At 65.2% G+C, this 14,813-nt stretch carries 16 protein-coding genes and 1 pseudogene; 6 read left to right on the top strand and 11 right to left on the bottom strand.

The genetic code is table 11. From position 1 onward, the window contains the following. Nucleotides 1–129 precede the first annotated feature (129 nt). The 4 genes from FJ424_RS24460 to FJ424_RS24445 all read right to left on the bottom strand — a co-directional run bounded on the left by FJ424_RS24460 (nucleotide 130) and on the right by FJ424_RS24445 (nucleotide 4,015). Nucleotides 130–924 (bottom strand): amino acid racemase, encoded by a 795-nt coding sequence (locus tag FJ424_RS24460; protein ID WP_140657349.1) that lies wholly within the window; start codon nucleotides 922–924, stop codon nucleotides 130–132. Further along, on the bottom strand, nucleotides 921–2,285 hold the full coding sequence (locus FJ424_RS24455) for a cation:dicarboxylase symporter family transporter (protein ID WP_140657351.1): 1,365 nt from the start codon (nucleotides 2,283–2,285) through the stop codon (nucleotides 921–923). Before FJ424_RS24455 ends, FJ424_RS24460 begins: the two co-directional genes overlap by 4 nt. Before the next feature lie 2 nt (nucleotides 2,286–2,287). Continuing rightward, a complete protein-coding gene (locus FJ424_RS24450; protein ID WP_181182122.1) occupies nucleotides 2,288–3,124 on the bottom strand; it encodes a transporter substrate-binding domain-containing protein in 837 nt (278 codons plus the stop codon). A gap of 201 nt (nucleotides 3,125–3,325) precedes the next feature. Next, nucleotides 3,326–4,015 carry an SDR family NAD(P)-dependent oxidoreductase gene (locus tag FJ424_RS24445; RefSeq protein WP_140657353.1) on the bottom strand — a complete coding sequence of 230 codons (690 nt, stop codon included), beginning with the start codon at nucleotides 4,013–4,015 and terminating at the stop codon, nucleotides 3,326–3,328. Nucleotides 4,016–4,204: 189 nt separating this feature from the next. On the opposite strand from FJ424_RS24445, the gene FJ424_RS24440 reads away from it, so the two are divergent. Continuing rightward, nucleotides 4,205–5,320, top strand: a complete 1,116-nt coding sequence (locus FJ424_RS24440) for an anhydro-N-acetylmuramic acid kinase (RefSeq protein ID WP_140657356.1) — start codon at nucleotides 4,205–4,207, stop codon at nucleotides 5,318–5,320. Here FJ424_RS24440 and FJ424_RS24435 read toward each other — a convergent pair whose 3' ends face one another. Both FJ424_RS24435 and FJ424_RS24430 read right to left on the bottom strand, forming a co-directional pair. Continuing rightward, nucleotides 5,321–5,746, bottom strand: coding sequence for a GNAT family N-acetyltransferase (locus tag FJ424_RS24435; protein WP_140646893.1), 426 nt, complete (start codon nucleotides 5,744–5,746; stop codon nucleotides 5,321–5,323). It lies immediately after the preceding gene. A gap of 95 nt (nucleotides 5,747–5,841) precedes the next feature. Then, entirely contained in the window at nucleotides 5,842–7,026 is a 1,185-nt protein-coding gene (locus FJ424_RS24430) for an MFS transporter (protein WP_140657358.1), read from the bottom strand. Nucleotides 7,027–7,074: 48 nt separating this feature from the next. Between FJ424_RS24430 and FJ424_RS24425 the strand changes: the two genes are divergently transcribed. Further along, nucleotides 7,075–7,614 (top strand): Lrp/AsnC family transcriptional regulator, encoded by a 540-nt coding sequence (locus tag FJ424_RS24425; protein ID WP_140657360.1) that lies wholly within the window; start codon nucleotides 7,075–7,077, stop codon nucleotides 7,612–7,614. On the opposite strand, the gene FJ424_RS24420 is transcribed toward FJ424_RS24425, so the two are convergent. Further along, a complete protein-coding gene (locus tag FJ424_RS24420) occupies nucleotides 7,611–8,114 on the bottom strand; it encodes a hypothetical protein (RefSeq protein ID WP_140646896.1) in 504 nt (167 codons plus the stop codon). The genes FJ424_RS24425 and FJ424_RS24420 overlap by 4 nt on opposite strands. Before the next feature lie 95 nt (nucleotides 8,115–8,209). Next, complete coding sequence (locus tag FJ424_RS24415) at nucleotides 8,210–9,037, bottom strand: class I SAM-dependent methyltransferase (protein ID WP_140657362.1); 828 nt, start codon at nucleotides 9,035–9,037, stop codon at nucleotides 8,210–8,212. Nucleotides 9,038–9,122: 85 nt separating this feature from the next. Between FJ424_RS24415 and FJ424_RS24410 the strand changes: the two genes are divergently transcribed. Further along, nucleotides 9,123–10,103, top strand: a complete 981-nt coding sequence (locus tag FJ424_RS24410) for a LysR family transcriptional regulator (RefSeq protein WP_140646898.1) — start codon at nucleotides 9,123–9,125, stop codon at nucleotides 10,101–10,103. A gap of 23 nt (nucleotides 10,104–10,126) precedes the next feature. Further along, nucleotides 10,127–10,228, top strand: a pseudogene (locus tag FJ424_RS34155) (GlxA family transcriptional regulator); the annotation flags it as partial. 13 nt (nucleotides 10,229–10,241) lie between these two features. Here the strand turns inward: FJ424_RS34155 and FJ424_RS24405 are convergent. Together FJ424_RS24405 and FJ424_RS24400 are read right to left on the bottom strand one after the other, a co-directional pair. Continuing rightward, on the bottom strand, nucleotides 10,242–10,577 hold the full coding sequence (locus FJ424_RS24405; protein WP_181167161.1) for a hypothetical protein: 336 nt from the start codon (nucleotides 10,575–10,577) through the stop codon (nucleotides 10,242–10,244). Nucleotides 10,578–10,689: 112 nt separating this feature from the next. After that, complete coding sequence (locus tag FJ424_RS24400; protein ID WP_140657364.1) at nucleotides 10,690–11,526, bottom strand: helix-turn-helix transcriptional regulator; 837 nt, start codon at nucleotides 11,524–11,526, stop codon at nucleotides 10,690–10,692. Between the two features lie 98 nt (nucleotides 11,527–11,624). On the opposite strand from FJ424_RS24400, the gene FJ424_RS24395 reads away from it, so the two are divergent. Beyond that, nucleotides 11,625–12,527 carry an SDR family oxidoreductase gene (locus FJ424_RS24395; RefSeq protein WP_140657366.1) on the top strand — a complete coding sequence of 301 codons (903 nt, stop codon included), beginning with the start codon at nucleotides 11,625–11,627 and terminating at the stop codon, nucleotides 12,525–12,527. Between the two features lie 182 nt (nucleotides 12,528–12,709). Here FJ424_RS24395 and FJ424_RS24390 read toward each other — a convergent pair whose 3' ends face one another. Further along, nucleotides 12,710–12,979, bottom strand: coding sequence for a hypothetical protein (locus FJ424_RS24390; RefSeq protein WP_226891947.1), 270 nt, complete (start codon nucleotides 12,977–12,979; stop codon nucleotides 12,710–12,712). 261 nt (nucleotides 12,980–13,240) lie between these two features. On the opposite strand from FJ424_RS24390, the gene hutH reads away from it, so the two are divergent. Continuing rightward, nucleotides 13,241–14,737 (top strand): histidine ammonia-lyase, encoded by a 1,497-nt coding sequence (gene hutH, locus FJ424_RS24385; RefSeq protein WP_140657368.1) that lies wholly within the window; start codon nucleotides 13,241–13,243, stop codon nucleotides 14,735–14,737. Nucleotides 14,738–14,813: the final 76 nt, after the last annotated feature.

Raw genomic sequence — 14,813 nt, 5'->3', positions numbered from 1 at the left:
GAAACGCACCAACCAATCTCACTGCAAACGGCGCAAGCCGGCGCTCAATTCCCGGGTTTTGCGGCAAATCGCGTTCAAATGGGCTTCGGCCGACGCAAATCAGGCATTTCTACCGGGCGGCAGCGCGCATCAGACGCGTTGCGCGGCGCGCCAGGACAACCGGTCATGCGTCGTTGGCCGCAGTACCGTCGGCAGGCCTCGCGCTTCCTGAATGCCGAAGCCCAATCGCGTCAGGCTGGCCCGCGCCAGGGCGGCGTTGCTGTCGATGACGATCAATCCGTTCGTATCGCCGAGGCTGGCCGCCACCACCGACAGTTCGGTACAGCCGAGAAGTGCTGCATCGGCACCAGCCAGTTGCGCGAGATGAAGCGCCCGCTCGGTCTCGGTCGCGGCCTGCGCGATCGAGCCGGCCTTGACGAGGCCGATGGCGCTGTCGACGCGCTCCTGGAACTCGGTGCCTCGCGGAAGGCAAAGCTCGAAACCCGCCGCCGATACCCTGTCCTGGTAGAAGCCGGAGGCCAGCGTGCCCCGGGTTGCGAGATTCGCGACCCTGCCGCGATCCAGGCCGCGACGGATTTCCGCTACCGCCGCGTCGCCGATATGGATGATCTCGGCCCGCGAGTTCGCCGCCAATCGACCGTACCAATGATGGGCGGTGTTGCAGGGCATGGCGATACAGGCGACGCCGAGCTCGTTGAGCGTCGAGACCGCGGCCTGCAGCGGCGCCAGCGGCCCGTCATGGTTGCCAAGGATCGCCTCGGTCCTGTCGGGCAGTTGCGGCACGCTGAGGATGACGGAAGGCACATGCTCATTGTCGCGGCGCGCCTCTGTCATCCGGGTCAGCTTGAAGTAGAAGTCCGCCGATGCCAGCGGCCCGAGACCGCCGATGATGCCAAGCTGGGGGCGGATGCTGTCGTCGATCATCGGACGGGCTCGGCTTCGAACTCGCCCGCGACGGGTTCTTCAGATTGCGTCGCCTCCCTGTGGCTGGGCGCGATCATCGCCGTGCTCGCCGCCACGGTGCAGACGCTGGACAGCGTCATGAACGTATCGACAGCCGCGTCGACCGCGACGAACAGGGCGAACGCCGCCTCGAAGGGAAGCTTCAGATAGCCGCAGACGATGGACATCTGGGACAGGATGAGCAGGCTGCCCATGCCGCCGGTGGTCAGCGCCAGAAGCGCCGAGACGATACCGACAAGCAAGAGGTCCGGGATCGCCAATTGATGGCCGTAGAGCTGGGCGATGAACAGGACGCCCGAGGTGTAGACCAGCGCCGGGCCCGTTCGCAGCAGCGCCGCCTGCAGCGGCACGAGCAACTCGACGACCACCAGGCTGAAGCGCAGCCGCTCGCTCAACAGGTTGATGACCCAGGGCAGCGAGGCGACCGAGGAGCGCGTGGTGATGGCCACCATCAGGAGCGGTTGGCAGGTCTTGATCGTGACCCAGTAGCTCCGCCGCGAGCGTATGGCGATAATTGCAAACGCGCCGGCGAGGAATGTCAGGCAGGAAAGACCCATCACCAGCAGATAGCCGCCCATCAGCATCAGCGGCTTGATGCCGGTCGACGCGGTCTGGTCGGCGATCAGGATGAAGGTGGCGAAGGGCAATCCCCAGACAAACCAGTTGGTCAGCACCGTGCACGCCCGGTACGCCGCGTTGAGCGCCTGCGACAGGCTGAGCGACGAGGGCTGCGGAATCTTGCCCATCGCTAGACCGAAAAGCAGGCAGAACAACAGGACCTGGATGGTCTGGCCCGAGGCCAGCGCGTTGAAGACGTTGTTCGGCACCAGATCCATGAAGATCGAATGCCCGCCATTCGGATCGCCGGTGAGCGGCGGCGGCTGGAACGGAAATGCGAGATCGGTGGATACGCTACCTTGCGAATTGATGAACTCGCCGAGCTCGATGCGCGACTGCGGGTTCTCGATCTGGCCGGGCTTGAGGATCAGCGAATAGGTGCCGCTCACCAGCACGGCGAGGAACGACACGACCAGCACGGCTATGCCCACCTTGCCGAGGTAGCGGACCGATTTCGGGTCCTGAACCATCGCGGTGATGGAGAAGATGACGGACGAGACCAGATAGGGCAGGACGACCATCTTGAGGAAATTCAGGTAGATCTGCGCGACGGGGCTGATCGCGTGGGCGAAGGCCGGGTAGTAGAGGCCGCACAGGATTCCGGCCAGGATCATGATGATCGTCGTCGCCGGCGAGCGCAGGATGCGCTTCGCCGCCAGGCGCCAATCGAAGGGCATGGGTGCGGCTACATCCGAGACGGCCATTGTCAGGCTTTGCTCCCCTGGCGGTAGCGCGCGATGATCTCGTCGGTGTTGAGGACCTGCTGGCCCCTTGCCAGGTCGAGATAGAGATCGACAAAGGCCGCGAGATGCGGATTGTCCGGACTGATGCCGACCGCGATCGTATCGACCTTGTCGGTCAGCGTGATCGAGCGCGCGACGACCGTCATCGACGGATCGTCGACCATCAGCTTCTTGATCTCGAAATCGTCTCGATAGGCCAGGTCGATCGCGCCGTTGCGGATCGCATCGACAACCGTATTCCAGCCCGCGAAGCGTCGGATCTGCGCGTGCGGGAACGTGGTGGCCGCATAAGTGGCGAAAGACGAGCCTTCGATGACGCCGAGATCGCCGGAGAAATCGCGGATGATCCGCTCCGGCGGCTCGCCTTGCGCGATGCGCGCCAGGTTCACGCGGTTGGCGAGCAACCCTTGGTGCAGCATCGCGTAGGGCCGGGAATAGAGGATCGAGCGACCGCGCTGAAGGGTGCGGCTCAACTTGCCGATCGCCAGGTCCGCCTCACCGGAAGTCAGCTTTTGCACCATGGCGTCGAAGGTCACGGCGGATCGGTCGAACACCGGTTCGACGCCGAGCTCCGCGGCTATGCCGCGCGCCAGGTCCATGTCGATGCCCTTGTCACCCGAGCCGTCGGCCGGAAAGAACGGATCGGACGCGAAGGCCGGCATGGCGATGCGCAGCCTGTTGTCGCTGACGATGGGTTTTGGAGCGTCTTGCGCCTGGGCCGGCGTGGCCGCGGCTTGCGCCTGCGCAATGAGCAGCCCTCCGCCTCCGGCTGCAAACAGCGTGCGACGTGTAAGCGGCATGCCCATTCTCAATTCGTGCAGGAGAGCCGGACAACAGATCTGACAACGCGCAGTATGCATGCCGAAGTTAAGTAAAGGTATATTTTATTTTGCGCTTTTTTACATTGCAGATCGCTAAAACGGCATCAGGAAATATGCATACTTTCTAAAATAATGAGCAGCATCGAGGCGTGTTACTGTACGCTTCGCGCAATGGGGTCGTCAGAACGTCTCGACCCACGGCCTCAACTCGACCTCGAAGCTCCAGGCGCTGCGATGCTGGCGATGGACGGCGAGATAGGTCTCGGCGATCGCGTCGGGCGAGAGGCGGCGCTCCGGACGGTCGGGGTCGGGCGCCTGTCCGGCCGGCTCGATCTGGCCGTCGATGATGAAATGCGCGACGTGAATGTTCTTCGGGGAAAGCTCGCGCGCCATCGATTGCGCCAGCCCGCGCAGGCCGAATTTCGGCATGGCGAAACCGGCCGAACCGGGGAAGCCCTTGAGGCTTGCCGTGGCGCCGGTGAACAGGATCGAGCCGGAGCCGCGCGCAAGAAGCCGGCGCGCCGCTTGCTGGCCGACCAGGAAGCCGCCATAGGCGCCGACGAGCAGGGCTTGCTTGACCGCGTCGGGATCGAGCTCGGCGATCGGGCCGCGCGTGCGGCCGCTGGCGTTGAAGACGGCAATTTCGAGCGGACCCGCCTTGTCGGCCGCCTCGAACAGGCGCTCGACGGAAGCAGCGTCCGACACATCGGTTTCGACGGCTTGCGCGCCGGTTTCCTTGACCAGCGCCGCTAACTTGTCGACGTTACGCGCGGCAAGGACGACGCGGAATCCCTCCTTCGCTAGAAGCCGCGCCAGCGAGGCGCTTAGCCCGGAGCCGGCGCCCGCGATCACCGCAACATTGGCTGCCATGACGTTTCCTCCTTGAGGTACCTCGATGTCGAACCCGCAGGCTCGCGCCTTTGGCGCCAAGAGGCAAGAACGTGGCTGCTCGATTTTCGCCATTTGGCGCAAAAGGCGACCTGGAAGGGCGCGGCGAAAGACTTGCCTGCGGGGCTGATCCATCCGACACGTGGGTGAAGGGCGATTCGAGGAACGACCATGGAACCAATCTGGGCCGTAGGCCTGATGACCGGCACGGTGCTCGACGGCAATATCGACGTGGCGCTGATCAAGACCGATGGCGAGCGCATCGCCGACACAGGCACCTACACGCTGGCCCCCTACCCGCGGTCGATCCGCACCTTGCTCGAAGAGACGCTGCGCCGGGCGCGCGCTTGGAATTTCGAGGGACCGGAGCCGGCGATCTTTCGCGAAGCCGAGGAGGCGCTGACGCGCGCGCAATCGGCGGCGGTCAGGGATCTGGTCGAGAGCCAGGGCATGCGAATGACCGATATCGGCGTCGTCGGCTTCCACGGCCAGACCGTGCTGCATCGCGCTCCGCAGCCGGGACGTATCGGCCGCACCCGCCAGCTCGGCGATGGCGAGCTGATGGCCTCGCTGCTCGGCACCAAGGTCGCCTATGATTTCCGTTCGGCCGATGTCGCGGCTGGCGGACAAGGCGCGCCTCTAGCCGCGGCCTATCATGCCGCGTTGCTTAAAGAGGCGGACGCCAGCGGCGACACCGCCGTGCTCAATCTCGGCGGTGTCGGCAACATCACCTGGTGGGACGGCAAGGACAATATCGTCGCCTTCGACACCGGCCCGGCCAATGCGCCGGTCAACGATTTCATCAAGTCGAAAGGCCTCGGCGAGATGGACCGCGACGGCAAGCTGGCGGCTGCCGGCAAGGTCGACGAGGAGCGGCTCGCCCGGCTGCTGCAGCATCCGTATCTCACCAAACCCTATCCAAAATCGCTCGACCGCTTCGACTTCACCGCAGCGATGGCCGAGGGGCTCGGCGCGGAGGACGGCGCAGCATTGCTGACGGCCTTCACCGTGTCAGCCGTCGGCAAGGCGCTCGACCTGTTGCCGCGCCGGCCGAAGCGGCTGGCGGTCAGCGGCGGCGGCCGCCACAATCCGACGATGATGGCAATGCTCGAAAGCCGCGCCGGCGTCGAGGTCGCGCAGGCCGAGACGTTGGGCTGGAAGGGCGACGCGGTGGAGGCGGAATGCTTTGCTTTCCTAGCCGTGCGCGTGCTGCGCGGCCTGCCGATCAGCTTTCCAAGCACCACCGGCGCGCCCGCGCCGATGCGCGGCGGAAAGCTGGCTGGCTGATCAGGACGGCAGCTTCTTCTGCAGGAAGATGCGGCTGCGGCCGGTGGGGAAGTCAGGCAGCGTGCCGAACGGCTGGTAGCCCTGACGCCGATAGACCTTTTCGGCGACCGGGTTGAAGGTGTCGATCCAGGCACCGTGACAACCGCGTGCGATGGCTTCCCGTTCGGCGGCGTCGAGCATGCCGGCGGCTGCGCGCCGGCCGCGCAATCTTTCGTCGACCCACAGCCACTGCACGTAGAGCCAGCCCCAGGCGGTGTAGCCGGAAATGCCGGCGACGATGACACCATGTTCGTCACGCACGATAACCGCCAGCGCCTTCCTGCCTGACGCGCCGACATCGGCATCGTTGAAGGCGGTGAGGCTCCCGCTCAGGAAAGCGAGGTCCTGCGGCAAGGGCTCGGCGGTGATCTGGAGGCTCGTCTTCATCGGCTGCGACTCCGGTTCGCAAGCCAGCCTTAGAGCAATCCCAGGAAAAGTGCGAAACGGATTTCCGGCCGGAAGCGAAGAGTGAGGCAGGCCTGTTATCGAGGACCAGCCGGCCGCCACGCCGCGGCGCCCGCCGCAACCAGCATCAGTCCCGCGGCGATCAAGGCGCAGTTGGCGAAGCCGAGGGTCGTGTAGAGCGGGCCGAAGCCTGCGGTGCCGACAGTGACGGCAAGATAGGTGACCGCGCTGTTCAGACCCATGATGGTGCCGCGCCGCGCCGGATCGAGCGCGGTGAGGCGCATGACCAGCACGTTCAGCCCGAAATGGTTGGCGAGACCCCATACGCCTATTGACGCAAGCAGCAGGCCGAAGCCGGCGCTTGCCAAGGCGATGGCGACATAGACGGCGGCGACCAGCAGATAGGCGAACGGCATGACACGGCGCGCACCGAGCCGGTCGATGACGCCATCGAGCAAAGCGGCCGCGCCGAAGCCGAGACCGTAGGCGACCGCCGCCAGGCCGTTGGCGCTGACCGGCTCGCCGAGGGCTTCATGAAGATGGTCGCCGAGATAGCCGTAGACGCCGTAAAAGGCGGTCATGAAGGCGCCGCAAGCAATGAGCAGCGGCAGGATGCCGGGAACGGCGAGCGCGCCGAGCGGCGACGGCGCCGGACCGCTTTTCCTGACGTCGTGCAGCGAACTCATCGCAAGACCGGCAACGGCCGCTCCCGCCAGCAGCGCCACGGCCGCGAAGAGGGCGCGCCAATGGATGAGATCGGCGATCACGGCCGACAGCGAGACACCGGCGACCATCGAAAGCGTCCAGCCGGTCAGCACCACGCCGATGGTGCCGCTCTCGCGGCCGGGCGGCGCGATCGCGGCCGAGCTGGCATAGATCGCCGGCATGGCGATGCCGGCGGCAATGCCGGCAACGAGTTGCGCCGTGACGAGCAACACGACCGTCGGCGCCAAAGCACTGGCGACGAGCGCCAGAGCCAGCAACAGCAATGCGCCCTGCAGCATGCGGCGCGCGCCGATCCGGTCGATGTAGCGGGCAAGGAAGAGCGCGCTGGCCGACGTGCCGAGGCCGAAGGCGGCGGCAGCCGTCATCACCGCTGGCACGCTGGCGCCGAATGATGCAGCCACCGCCGGCGCGATCGGTCCCAGAACCAGCGAGTTGGAGCCGATGACGGCGATACAGCCCGTCAGCAGATAGGCGGCGGCCGGTATCGGCGCCCGAGGCGCGTGGGTCATAATTGCAGATTGATTGGTGTTCGACATATCTCCATAATGGCCGAATTTAATTCCGCAGCAATGGAGAATTTCCATATGGACACAGAAACAGATGATATTCAGCGGAACAAGCATCCGGTCCGCGAGATCGACCCGATCGACCGAAAGATATTAGGCGTTCTGGTCGAGGACGCGACCATCAGCTATGCCGATCTGGGCGAGCGCGTCGGCCTGTCGCCGCCGGCGGCGCATGAGCGGGTCAAGCGATTGAAGCGCAGCGGCGCCATCCGCGCCACCTCGGCGATCATCGATCCAAGGGCGGTGAAGAAGCCGCTGCTGGCCTTCGTGCACATCGACACCAGGGGCTGGGGCAAGACGCCGGAGCTTATGGCGGTCTCCAAATATCCGGAGGTCGAGGAGATCCACACGGTGGCCGGCGACACTTGCATGCTGCTCAAGGTGCGCACCGAGGACACGCGCGCGCTGGAGGGCCTGCTGGCCCGTCTCTACGATACGCCCGGCGTCACCTCGACACGCAGCTATGTCGTGCTGTCGACCTATCTCGAGCGGCCGGTGCAGCCCGAGATCACGAACGAATGGCCGGCGCCGAAGCATATGGCGACACCGGTTTATTAAGTCGCCGCGATCTGGTGGCGCCTGGAACGCGCCAGCAGATAGAACGCCGCGACATGCGTGATCATCAGCAGCGGCACGTAGAGGATCGGGATCGCATAGGTCGCGCCCAACTGTCCGGCATGGCCAGGAAGGTCGAGCACGGTGCCGAGATAGTAGTCGCCGACAAGGTCGACCACGCCCGCGACGTTGAAGGCGACGACCAACGGCCAGAAGATCGCAGGCCTCGCCACCGCGAGCAGCGCCAGCATGGCGAGCAGACCGGTGGCGAAGTCGCCATAAGCGGCGAAGCTTGCGAAGTCAGGAGCAAGGTCGGGACCGACCACGCCCGGGATGAGGAAGACGAGGCCGAAGAAGCGGAAGCTGTGCAGCGTTGCTATCGCGCGCTGCGCCTCTATCGGCTCCATCGACCTCAGCCTTGGCCAGATATAGGCGACGAAGCAAAGCAGCCACGGCACGTAGCCAAGCGCGAGGTGGATGTTGAAGATCATCGCTGGTGACATCTTCGCCTCCTTCAGTGTTGGTTTTTCGCAATTCCGGACGGAAGGCTACGGCCAAGCCGCCGAGCCTGACCGCCGAACGATTTTCCTGGAATTGCTCAATTGACCGGAACGGCTTCAAACACAGCCGTCAGAATGCCCAGCCGTCCCTCCATGAGATTGCGCCCGAGATTGGTGGCGAATTCGGCGAAACCCTGGCCCATGACGACCCCGAGATTGAGCGAAGGCGGCGGGCCGGAGGCACGGAGCTCGGCGAACCAGGCCTTGGCGGCAGCCGTGTCGTCACGGCGGACGAGCGTGCCGAAGCCGGCGGCTTCGATCGCTTCGCAGGTCTCCTCGGCCGTCAACAGGAAGCTTTCGCCCGGCGTCTTCGCCCAGGGCACTGGATAGAGCGGATCGCCACCATTCAGCACTACGTCGAATGTCGCGAATTTTCCGCCCGGCTTCAAAACGCGCCTGACCTCGCGGTAGAGCAACGGCCGGTCGGCGATGTTCATCGCCACATGCTGCAAAAGCGCGGCGTCGAAACGGCCATCCTCGAAGGGAAGCGACAAAGCGCTGCCGGCTTCGAACGACACTTGGCCGGCCTGCCCGGTTCGCGCTGTCAGATAGTGCGCGGCCTCGACGAAGGGTTCGCTGAGATCGACACCGGTCACCGCGCAGCCATATGTCGCCTCCAGGAAGCGAGCCGGCCCGCCGATGCCAGATCCGACGTCGAGCACCGACATGTCGGCGGTGATGACGGCAAGATTGGCGAGCTCCGCTGTCGCGGCCAGCCCGCGGGTGTGGAACTGATCGAGCGTGGCCAGTTGCTCGGGCTTCAGCCGCTGTTGCTCGGGTCCAAACACCGCCAGCGCGGTCTTCAACCGATCGGTCAGGCCGGTCGCGCGATAGTGATCGCGCACGCGATCGAGTTCATCGGTCATTGCCATTTCCCTTCAGGCTTCCAAAGTCATGGAAGAAATACGGCCGCTTTCCGCGAACCACTATCCACGATAATGTCGATGGGTCATGAAGCAGAACTTCACAGTCAGGCACGGCGCGCTCGACGGCGTCGAAGCATTCCTAAGCGTCGCAAGGCACCGCAATTTTCGCAAGGCGGCAGCCGAGCTCGCCGTCACCCCGTCGGCGATCAGCCAGGCGATACGAACGCTCGAGGCGCGCATCGGCGCCGCGCTCTTTATCCGCACCACGCGCAGCGTCGGTCTCACCGAAGCCGGCGAGCGCTTTTTCGCGCGTGCACGGCCGGCTTTCGAGGAACTGATCGCCGCAAGCGAGATCGCGCGCGGGATGGGCCAGCGGCCGGCGGGGCTCCTGCGCCTTTCGGTACCGCCGGCCGTGGTGCCGATGCTGCTGGAGCCGATGGTCGCCTCCTTCTGCCAGGCCTATCCCGAGATCGAGCTGGAGATCGTCGCCAGCGGCGAGCTGGCCGATCTCGCGGCCGAAGGATTCGACGCCGGCATCCGGATGGGCGATCTGATCGCGCCCGACATGGTCGCGGTCCGGCTGACGCCCTCCTTTCCGATGGTGGTGGTCGGCAGTCCCGATTATCTGCGCCGGCGCGCGGCGCCCGAGCGCATCGAGGACCTGCGCGACCATGCCTGCCTGCGCCTGCGCCGTTCGAACGGCTCGGTCGCGCCATGGTCCTTTGTCGACGGAAACAAGACGATAGAGGCGATCGTCTCGGGACCGTTGATCGCGCATGACTACCCCTCGCTGCTCGGCGCGGCGATCCAGGGTGTCGGGCTGGCGCAAGTGCCTGGCCCTATCGCCGAGGCGCCGATCGCCGACGGGCGCCTGCAGGCGTTGCTCAGCCGCTTCGCGGTGACCACGCCGGGCGTATTTCTCTATTACCCGGAAAGGCACCAGGTGCTGCCCAAGCTGCGCGCCTTCATCGACCATATCCGGCAGCCGGGCGCCGCTGACGTCCCCCGAAGCGATCGGGCAGGCGGTGGCAAAGCTGACGCTTCGAAGGCCCGTGAAGGCGGTTGAGCCAGGCAATAAGCCGCTCGACCGAACAGAGCGGCTTCGGCGATGCCGGCCGCATGCGCCGCGCCTTCATGAGGAGCTTCGGCCAACCACCGCAAGCGATCCAGCGTGCGACGGCGCGAAGGTAACGCTTCTAAACCCTTATCCTTTGTGCCACGCAAGCATTCTGCGGATCTCCTCGCGTTTTTCTTCCGACAGACCCGAGAGTAAGTCCTCGTCCAGGTATCCTTGCCGGATGAGAGTTGCGAAAACGACGGTCAGTTGCGAATAGCGATAGTCGAACGTCCGATCCAAATCGCGACGTTGCTCCTTCAGATAGTCCTCGACCTCCCACATCTCGGAGGGCGTGGTCGCGGCGTTCGCCCGTCTTTTGAATTCGGCCATGATGCTGGCCAGTGCCCTCTCAAGAGCCTTGTCATATGCGGCGCGGGCAACTTTCTTTTCGGAGGGCGACCAACTAAGCTCGTTCAAGGTCATAGACATCTTCCACGAAGAATCGGACGGTGGATATTATCCTAACCGAGTCGCCTTTGTGACCTGTTTTCCGCTTCGCCGCCGCACCTTGGCGGAACACCGCACATGGCGGCCATCATTCTGCGGAACGAGCCGCGATCAGTGATCGAATACGTTCTGCATCCGCCTGCGTGGCGGGATTGTAGACGATCATGCCGAGTTCCGGGCGGCCATCGACCGCAAAGACCGAGAACTCCAGCTCGATCAGCCCGATCTCGGGATGCCGCAGGCGCTTCACGCCCTCGCCGTGGGCCGGCACGATGTCGTTGTCGCGCCACAGCGCCTCGAATTCCGGACTGATCCGGCAAAGCTCTTCGACGAGTTGGGTGATTTCCGCGCCTGCACCCGCCCTCGTGGCATCCGCCCTGAACGATCCGACCACGAAGCGCGCGACACTCTCCCAATCGTCCTGCGCGTCGCGCACGCGCGAGTTGCCGAACATCAGGCGAAGGATGTTGCGCTGCTCGCGCGGCAGCTTGGAATAGTCGGTTAGCATCGCCGCGGCTGCACGGTTCCAGGCAACCACGTCCCATGTCGCGGTCTTGATGATCGCCGGGCTGGGGTCCAAAGCGTCAAGGACGCGCTGGAGGCGCGGCGTCACGCTGTCGACGTTTCTGTAGCGGACCTCCGGGGGCCGGCCGAGACCCAGCATGAACAGATGCTCGCGTTCGGGCTCGGTCAGCATCAGCCCGGTCGCGATGCGGTTGAGCACGTCCGCCGAGGGCGCGCCGCCCCGTCCCTGCTCCAGCCAGGTGTACCAGGTCGGGCTGATATTGGCGCGCTGTGCCACTTCTTCGCGGCGCAGCCCTTGGGTGCGCCGCCGCCCCGTGGCGAAACCGAAGGCGGCCGGATCGAGGCGCATGCGGCGGTCCCGTAGAAAGGTGCCCAGCTTGTTGGCCGTCTCGGCTGGCATTGCGATCCTGTTGGCTATTATACCATGATAAAGTCACTACTTTAACAGAATGAGTTATAGCGCAAATAAGGCCTCTGAACAACAAGCGGAGATCTCCCATGCGTGTATTCCTCACCGGCGCTACCGGCTTCATCGGTTCCAGAATCGTGCCTGAGCTTCTCGCCGCGGGCCATCAGGTGCTCGGCCTGACCCGCTCCGAAGCCGGCGCGCAATCGCTTATCGCCGCAGGCGCCGAGCCCCATCGCGGCGACATCGAAGACCTCGACAGCCTGCGCGACGGCGCGGCGAAGTCGGATGCGGTGATCCACACCGCGTTCGATCACAATTTCTCGAATTTCGTCGCGAATTGCGAGAAGGACAAGCGCGTGATCGAAGCGCTGGGCGGGGCGCTCGCCGGGTCGGACCGGCTGCTCATCATCACCTCGGGTGTGGGCATGGGTTCTGCCGAACACGGACAGCCGGCGAGAGAAGACATCTTCAACGCCGAACACCGCAATCCGCGTATCCTGTCCGAACTTACGGGTGCGGCGATGGCTGAGAAAGGTGTCAAAGTATCGGTGGTGCGGCTGCCACAGGTGCATGACACGATGAAGCAGGGCCTGATCACGCCGCTGATCGCCCAGACGCGCGCCAAGGGCGTGTCGGCCTATCTTGGCGAAGGCCGCAACCGGTGGTCGGCGGCGCATGTGCTGGATGTCGCGAAGCTCTACCGTCTGGCGCTGGACAAGCAGGAAGCCGGCGTGCGCTACAACGCCGTCGCCGAGGAAGGCATCGCCATGCGCGAGATCGCGGAAGTGATCGGCGCCGGCCTCGACGTGCCGGTGGTCTCGCTCCCGCAGGAAGAAGCGGCCGACCATTTCGGATGGCTTGCCATCTTCGCCGGTCTCGATATGCCGGCCTCGAGCGAATGGACGCGCGCGCATCTCGGCTGGCAGCCGTCCGGACCGGGCCTGATCGCCGATCTCGAACGGATGGATTATTCGCAGGCGGCCGCGGCCTAGCCCGGTCCTTCGGCGGTTCAGCGACCCGGCTGGACCGCCGTCTGCAGCAGGTCCGCCAGGCTGTCAGACTTTCGACCTTGTCGGTGAGGTCGAGCCCGGACAGAAGGTCGACCAGATGGCTGTTCATCAGGGCGGCCGCATCGGCGCTGTCGCTGGCTCCGGAGGAATACCGTCGGGGAACCCTACTTCCCGCAATAGTGGTCGTTGATGTCGTTCACCGCATTCGCGTCCGGTCCGACGCGGTGATACGCGCAGGCGCCCGCCGCCGTGTTGGTCATCTGCTGGTCGTAATAGCGCGGCCCGCCAAACAGCGTCTCGATGATATCGTCGCTGGCCGGGACATAACGTTCCTGTTCGGTGACGCGGTGGCGATGTTCGCCGGCGGCAACCGGGCCGGCCATCGCGGCTGCCGCGGCAAGCGTGAGCGCGGCGATTGCAAAATGTTTCGTCATGGCAGCGACCTTCTGGCAATTTGGATCTGCAGCATATCCAAAATCGCCAGCAGAGCAAAAGTTCCCGTTTGCCCGCCGCCGACTTCAAGGCGAGCGAGGCTCGGCCTGTTGTGACATCGGCGTCCGATTTTTGCCTGCCGTATCGCCAATCGAAGAAAGATAACGGCAGTCGCGACGACGGATTTTCGACAATGGGCGGCTCCGATGCCGGATATCCTACATTCGTTCGGCCACCGTTCCCGAAGGCCAAGGAATAGCCCGATGACAGCCAGAGTGATCGTCCTCGACGCCAAGCCGCTTGGTATGGAAGACGTCGCCGAGATCGCGCGACGCAATGCCCGGCTCGTGCTCGGCGAGGAAGCCATGCGCCGCATCCGCGCCAGCCGCGCCCTCATCGAGCATCTCACCCAGCTCGGCAAGCCGCTCTATGGCGTCACCACCGGGCTCGGCGCCTGTGTCGACACGCCGCTCGCCGAGGCCGACCTGATCGCCTTCCAGCACAGCGTGCCGCTCAGCCACTCGATGGGCGCCGGGCCGTCGCTGCCGACCGAGGCTGTGCGGGCGCTGATGGTCGCGCGCATCTGCGGCATGGCCGCGGGCGGCACGGGCACGTCGGAGGGCGTCGTCATGGGCCTGGTCGCGGCGCTCAACGCAGGCGTTCATCCGGTCATTCCGAGCTGGGGATCGGTGGGCGCCGCGGACCTTGCGCCGCTCGGTCATCTGGCCAGGGCGCTGCGCGGCGACGGCGAGAGCGAATATCAGGGCAGGATCATGCCATCGACCGAGGCGCTCAAGCTCGGCAGGCTCGAACCGCTCGACCTGCGCGAGAAGGACGGCCACGCCATCATCGTCGCCAACAGCCTTTCAACCGGAACGGCCTGTCTCGCCCTCGAGGAGATCGCATGTCTGATCGACTGGTCGCTGGCGGCGGTGGCGCTGAATTACGAGGCATTCCGCTCGTCCCTCAAGGCTATCGACGAGGATGCGCTGGCAGCGCGGCCGGCCTTCGGCCAAGTCGAGATCGGCACGCGGCTGCGGACGGAGCTTTCGGGCAGTGGGCTGTGGCAGGAGAACGCCGCGCGACGCCTACAGGATCCGCTCAGCTTCCGTTGCGTGCCGCAGGTGTGGGGCGGCCTGCTGCACGCCTATGAGCAGGCGAAGCTGGCGACGGAGATCGAGCTTGGCCATTCGGGCGACAATCCGGTCATCCTGCCGGAGGCTGAGCGGGTCGTCTCCAACGGCAATTTCGACCTGACCGCTTTCACGCTGACCTGGGAAAATCTCGGCCAGGCGCTGGCGCATTGCGCCGTCGGCACCGCCAACCGCTCTATGAAGCTGATGTCGCCGACGGTGGCGGAGCTGCCCCGGTTCCTGTCGGCCAAAGGCGGCAGCCGCCAGGGATATGCGGAACTGCAGAAGCCGGTCGCGGCGCTCGAAGCCGAGATCCGGCACCTTGCCAATCCGATGTCGCTCAGCCCCTTGGCCATCTCGGATGGCGTCGAGGACCAGTCGTCGATGGCGCCACGCGTGGTAGCCAAGACCGCCGCTATCATAGAACGCCTGCGCTATCTGGTGGCGATGGAGTTGATCTTCGCCGCCACCGGCGTCGAGCTGCGCGGCGTGCTGGACAGCATGGGCGAAGGGCCGCGGCGCAGCTATGAGGCCGTGCGGGCGCTGGTCGCCCCGCTCGACGACGACCGCGAAATGAGCGCCGACATGGCGCGGGTGGCGCGCATGGTGGCGGGGCCTCGGCTGTAGAGCGGACCACAGGCCACTACCAGCGCCGCGTCAGTCGGCCCGGGCGTTTCGTCTGTTCGTAGACACCCTCGTCGAC

The sequence above is a fragment of the Mesorhizobium sp. B3-1-8 genome (genome assembly GCF_006439495.1).
Taxonomy (GTDB): Bacteria; Pseudomonadota; Alphaproteobacteria; order Rhizobiales; family Rhizobiaceae; genus Mesorhizobium.
This window is presented reverse-complemented; position numbering and strand designations above follow the sequence as displayed.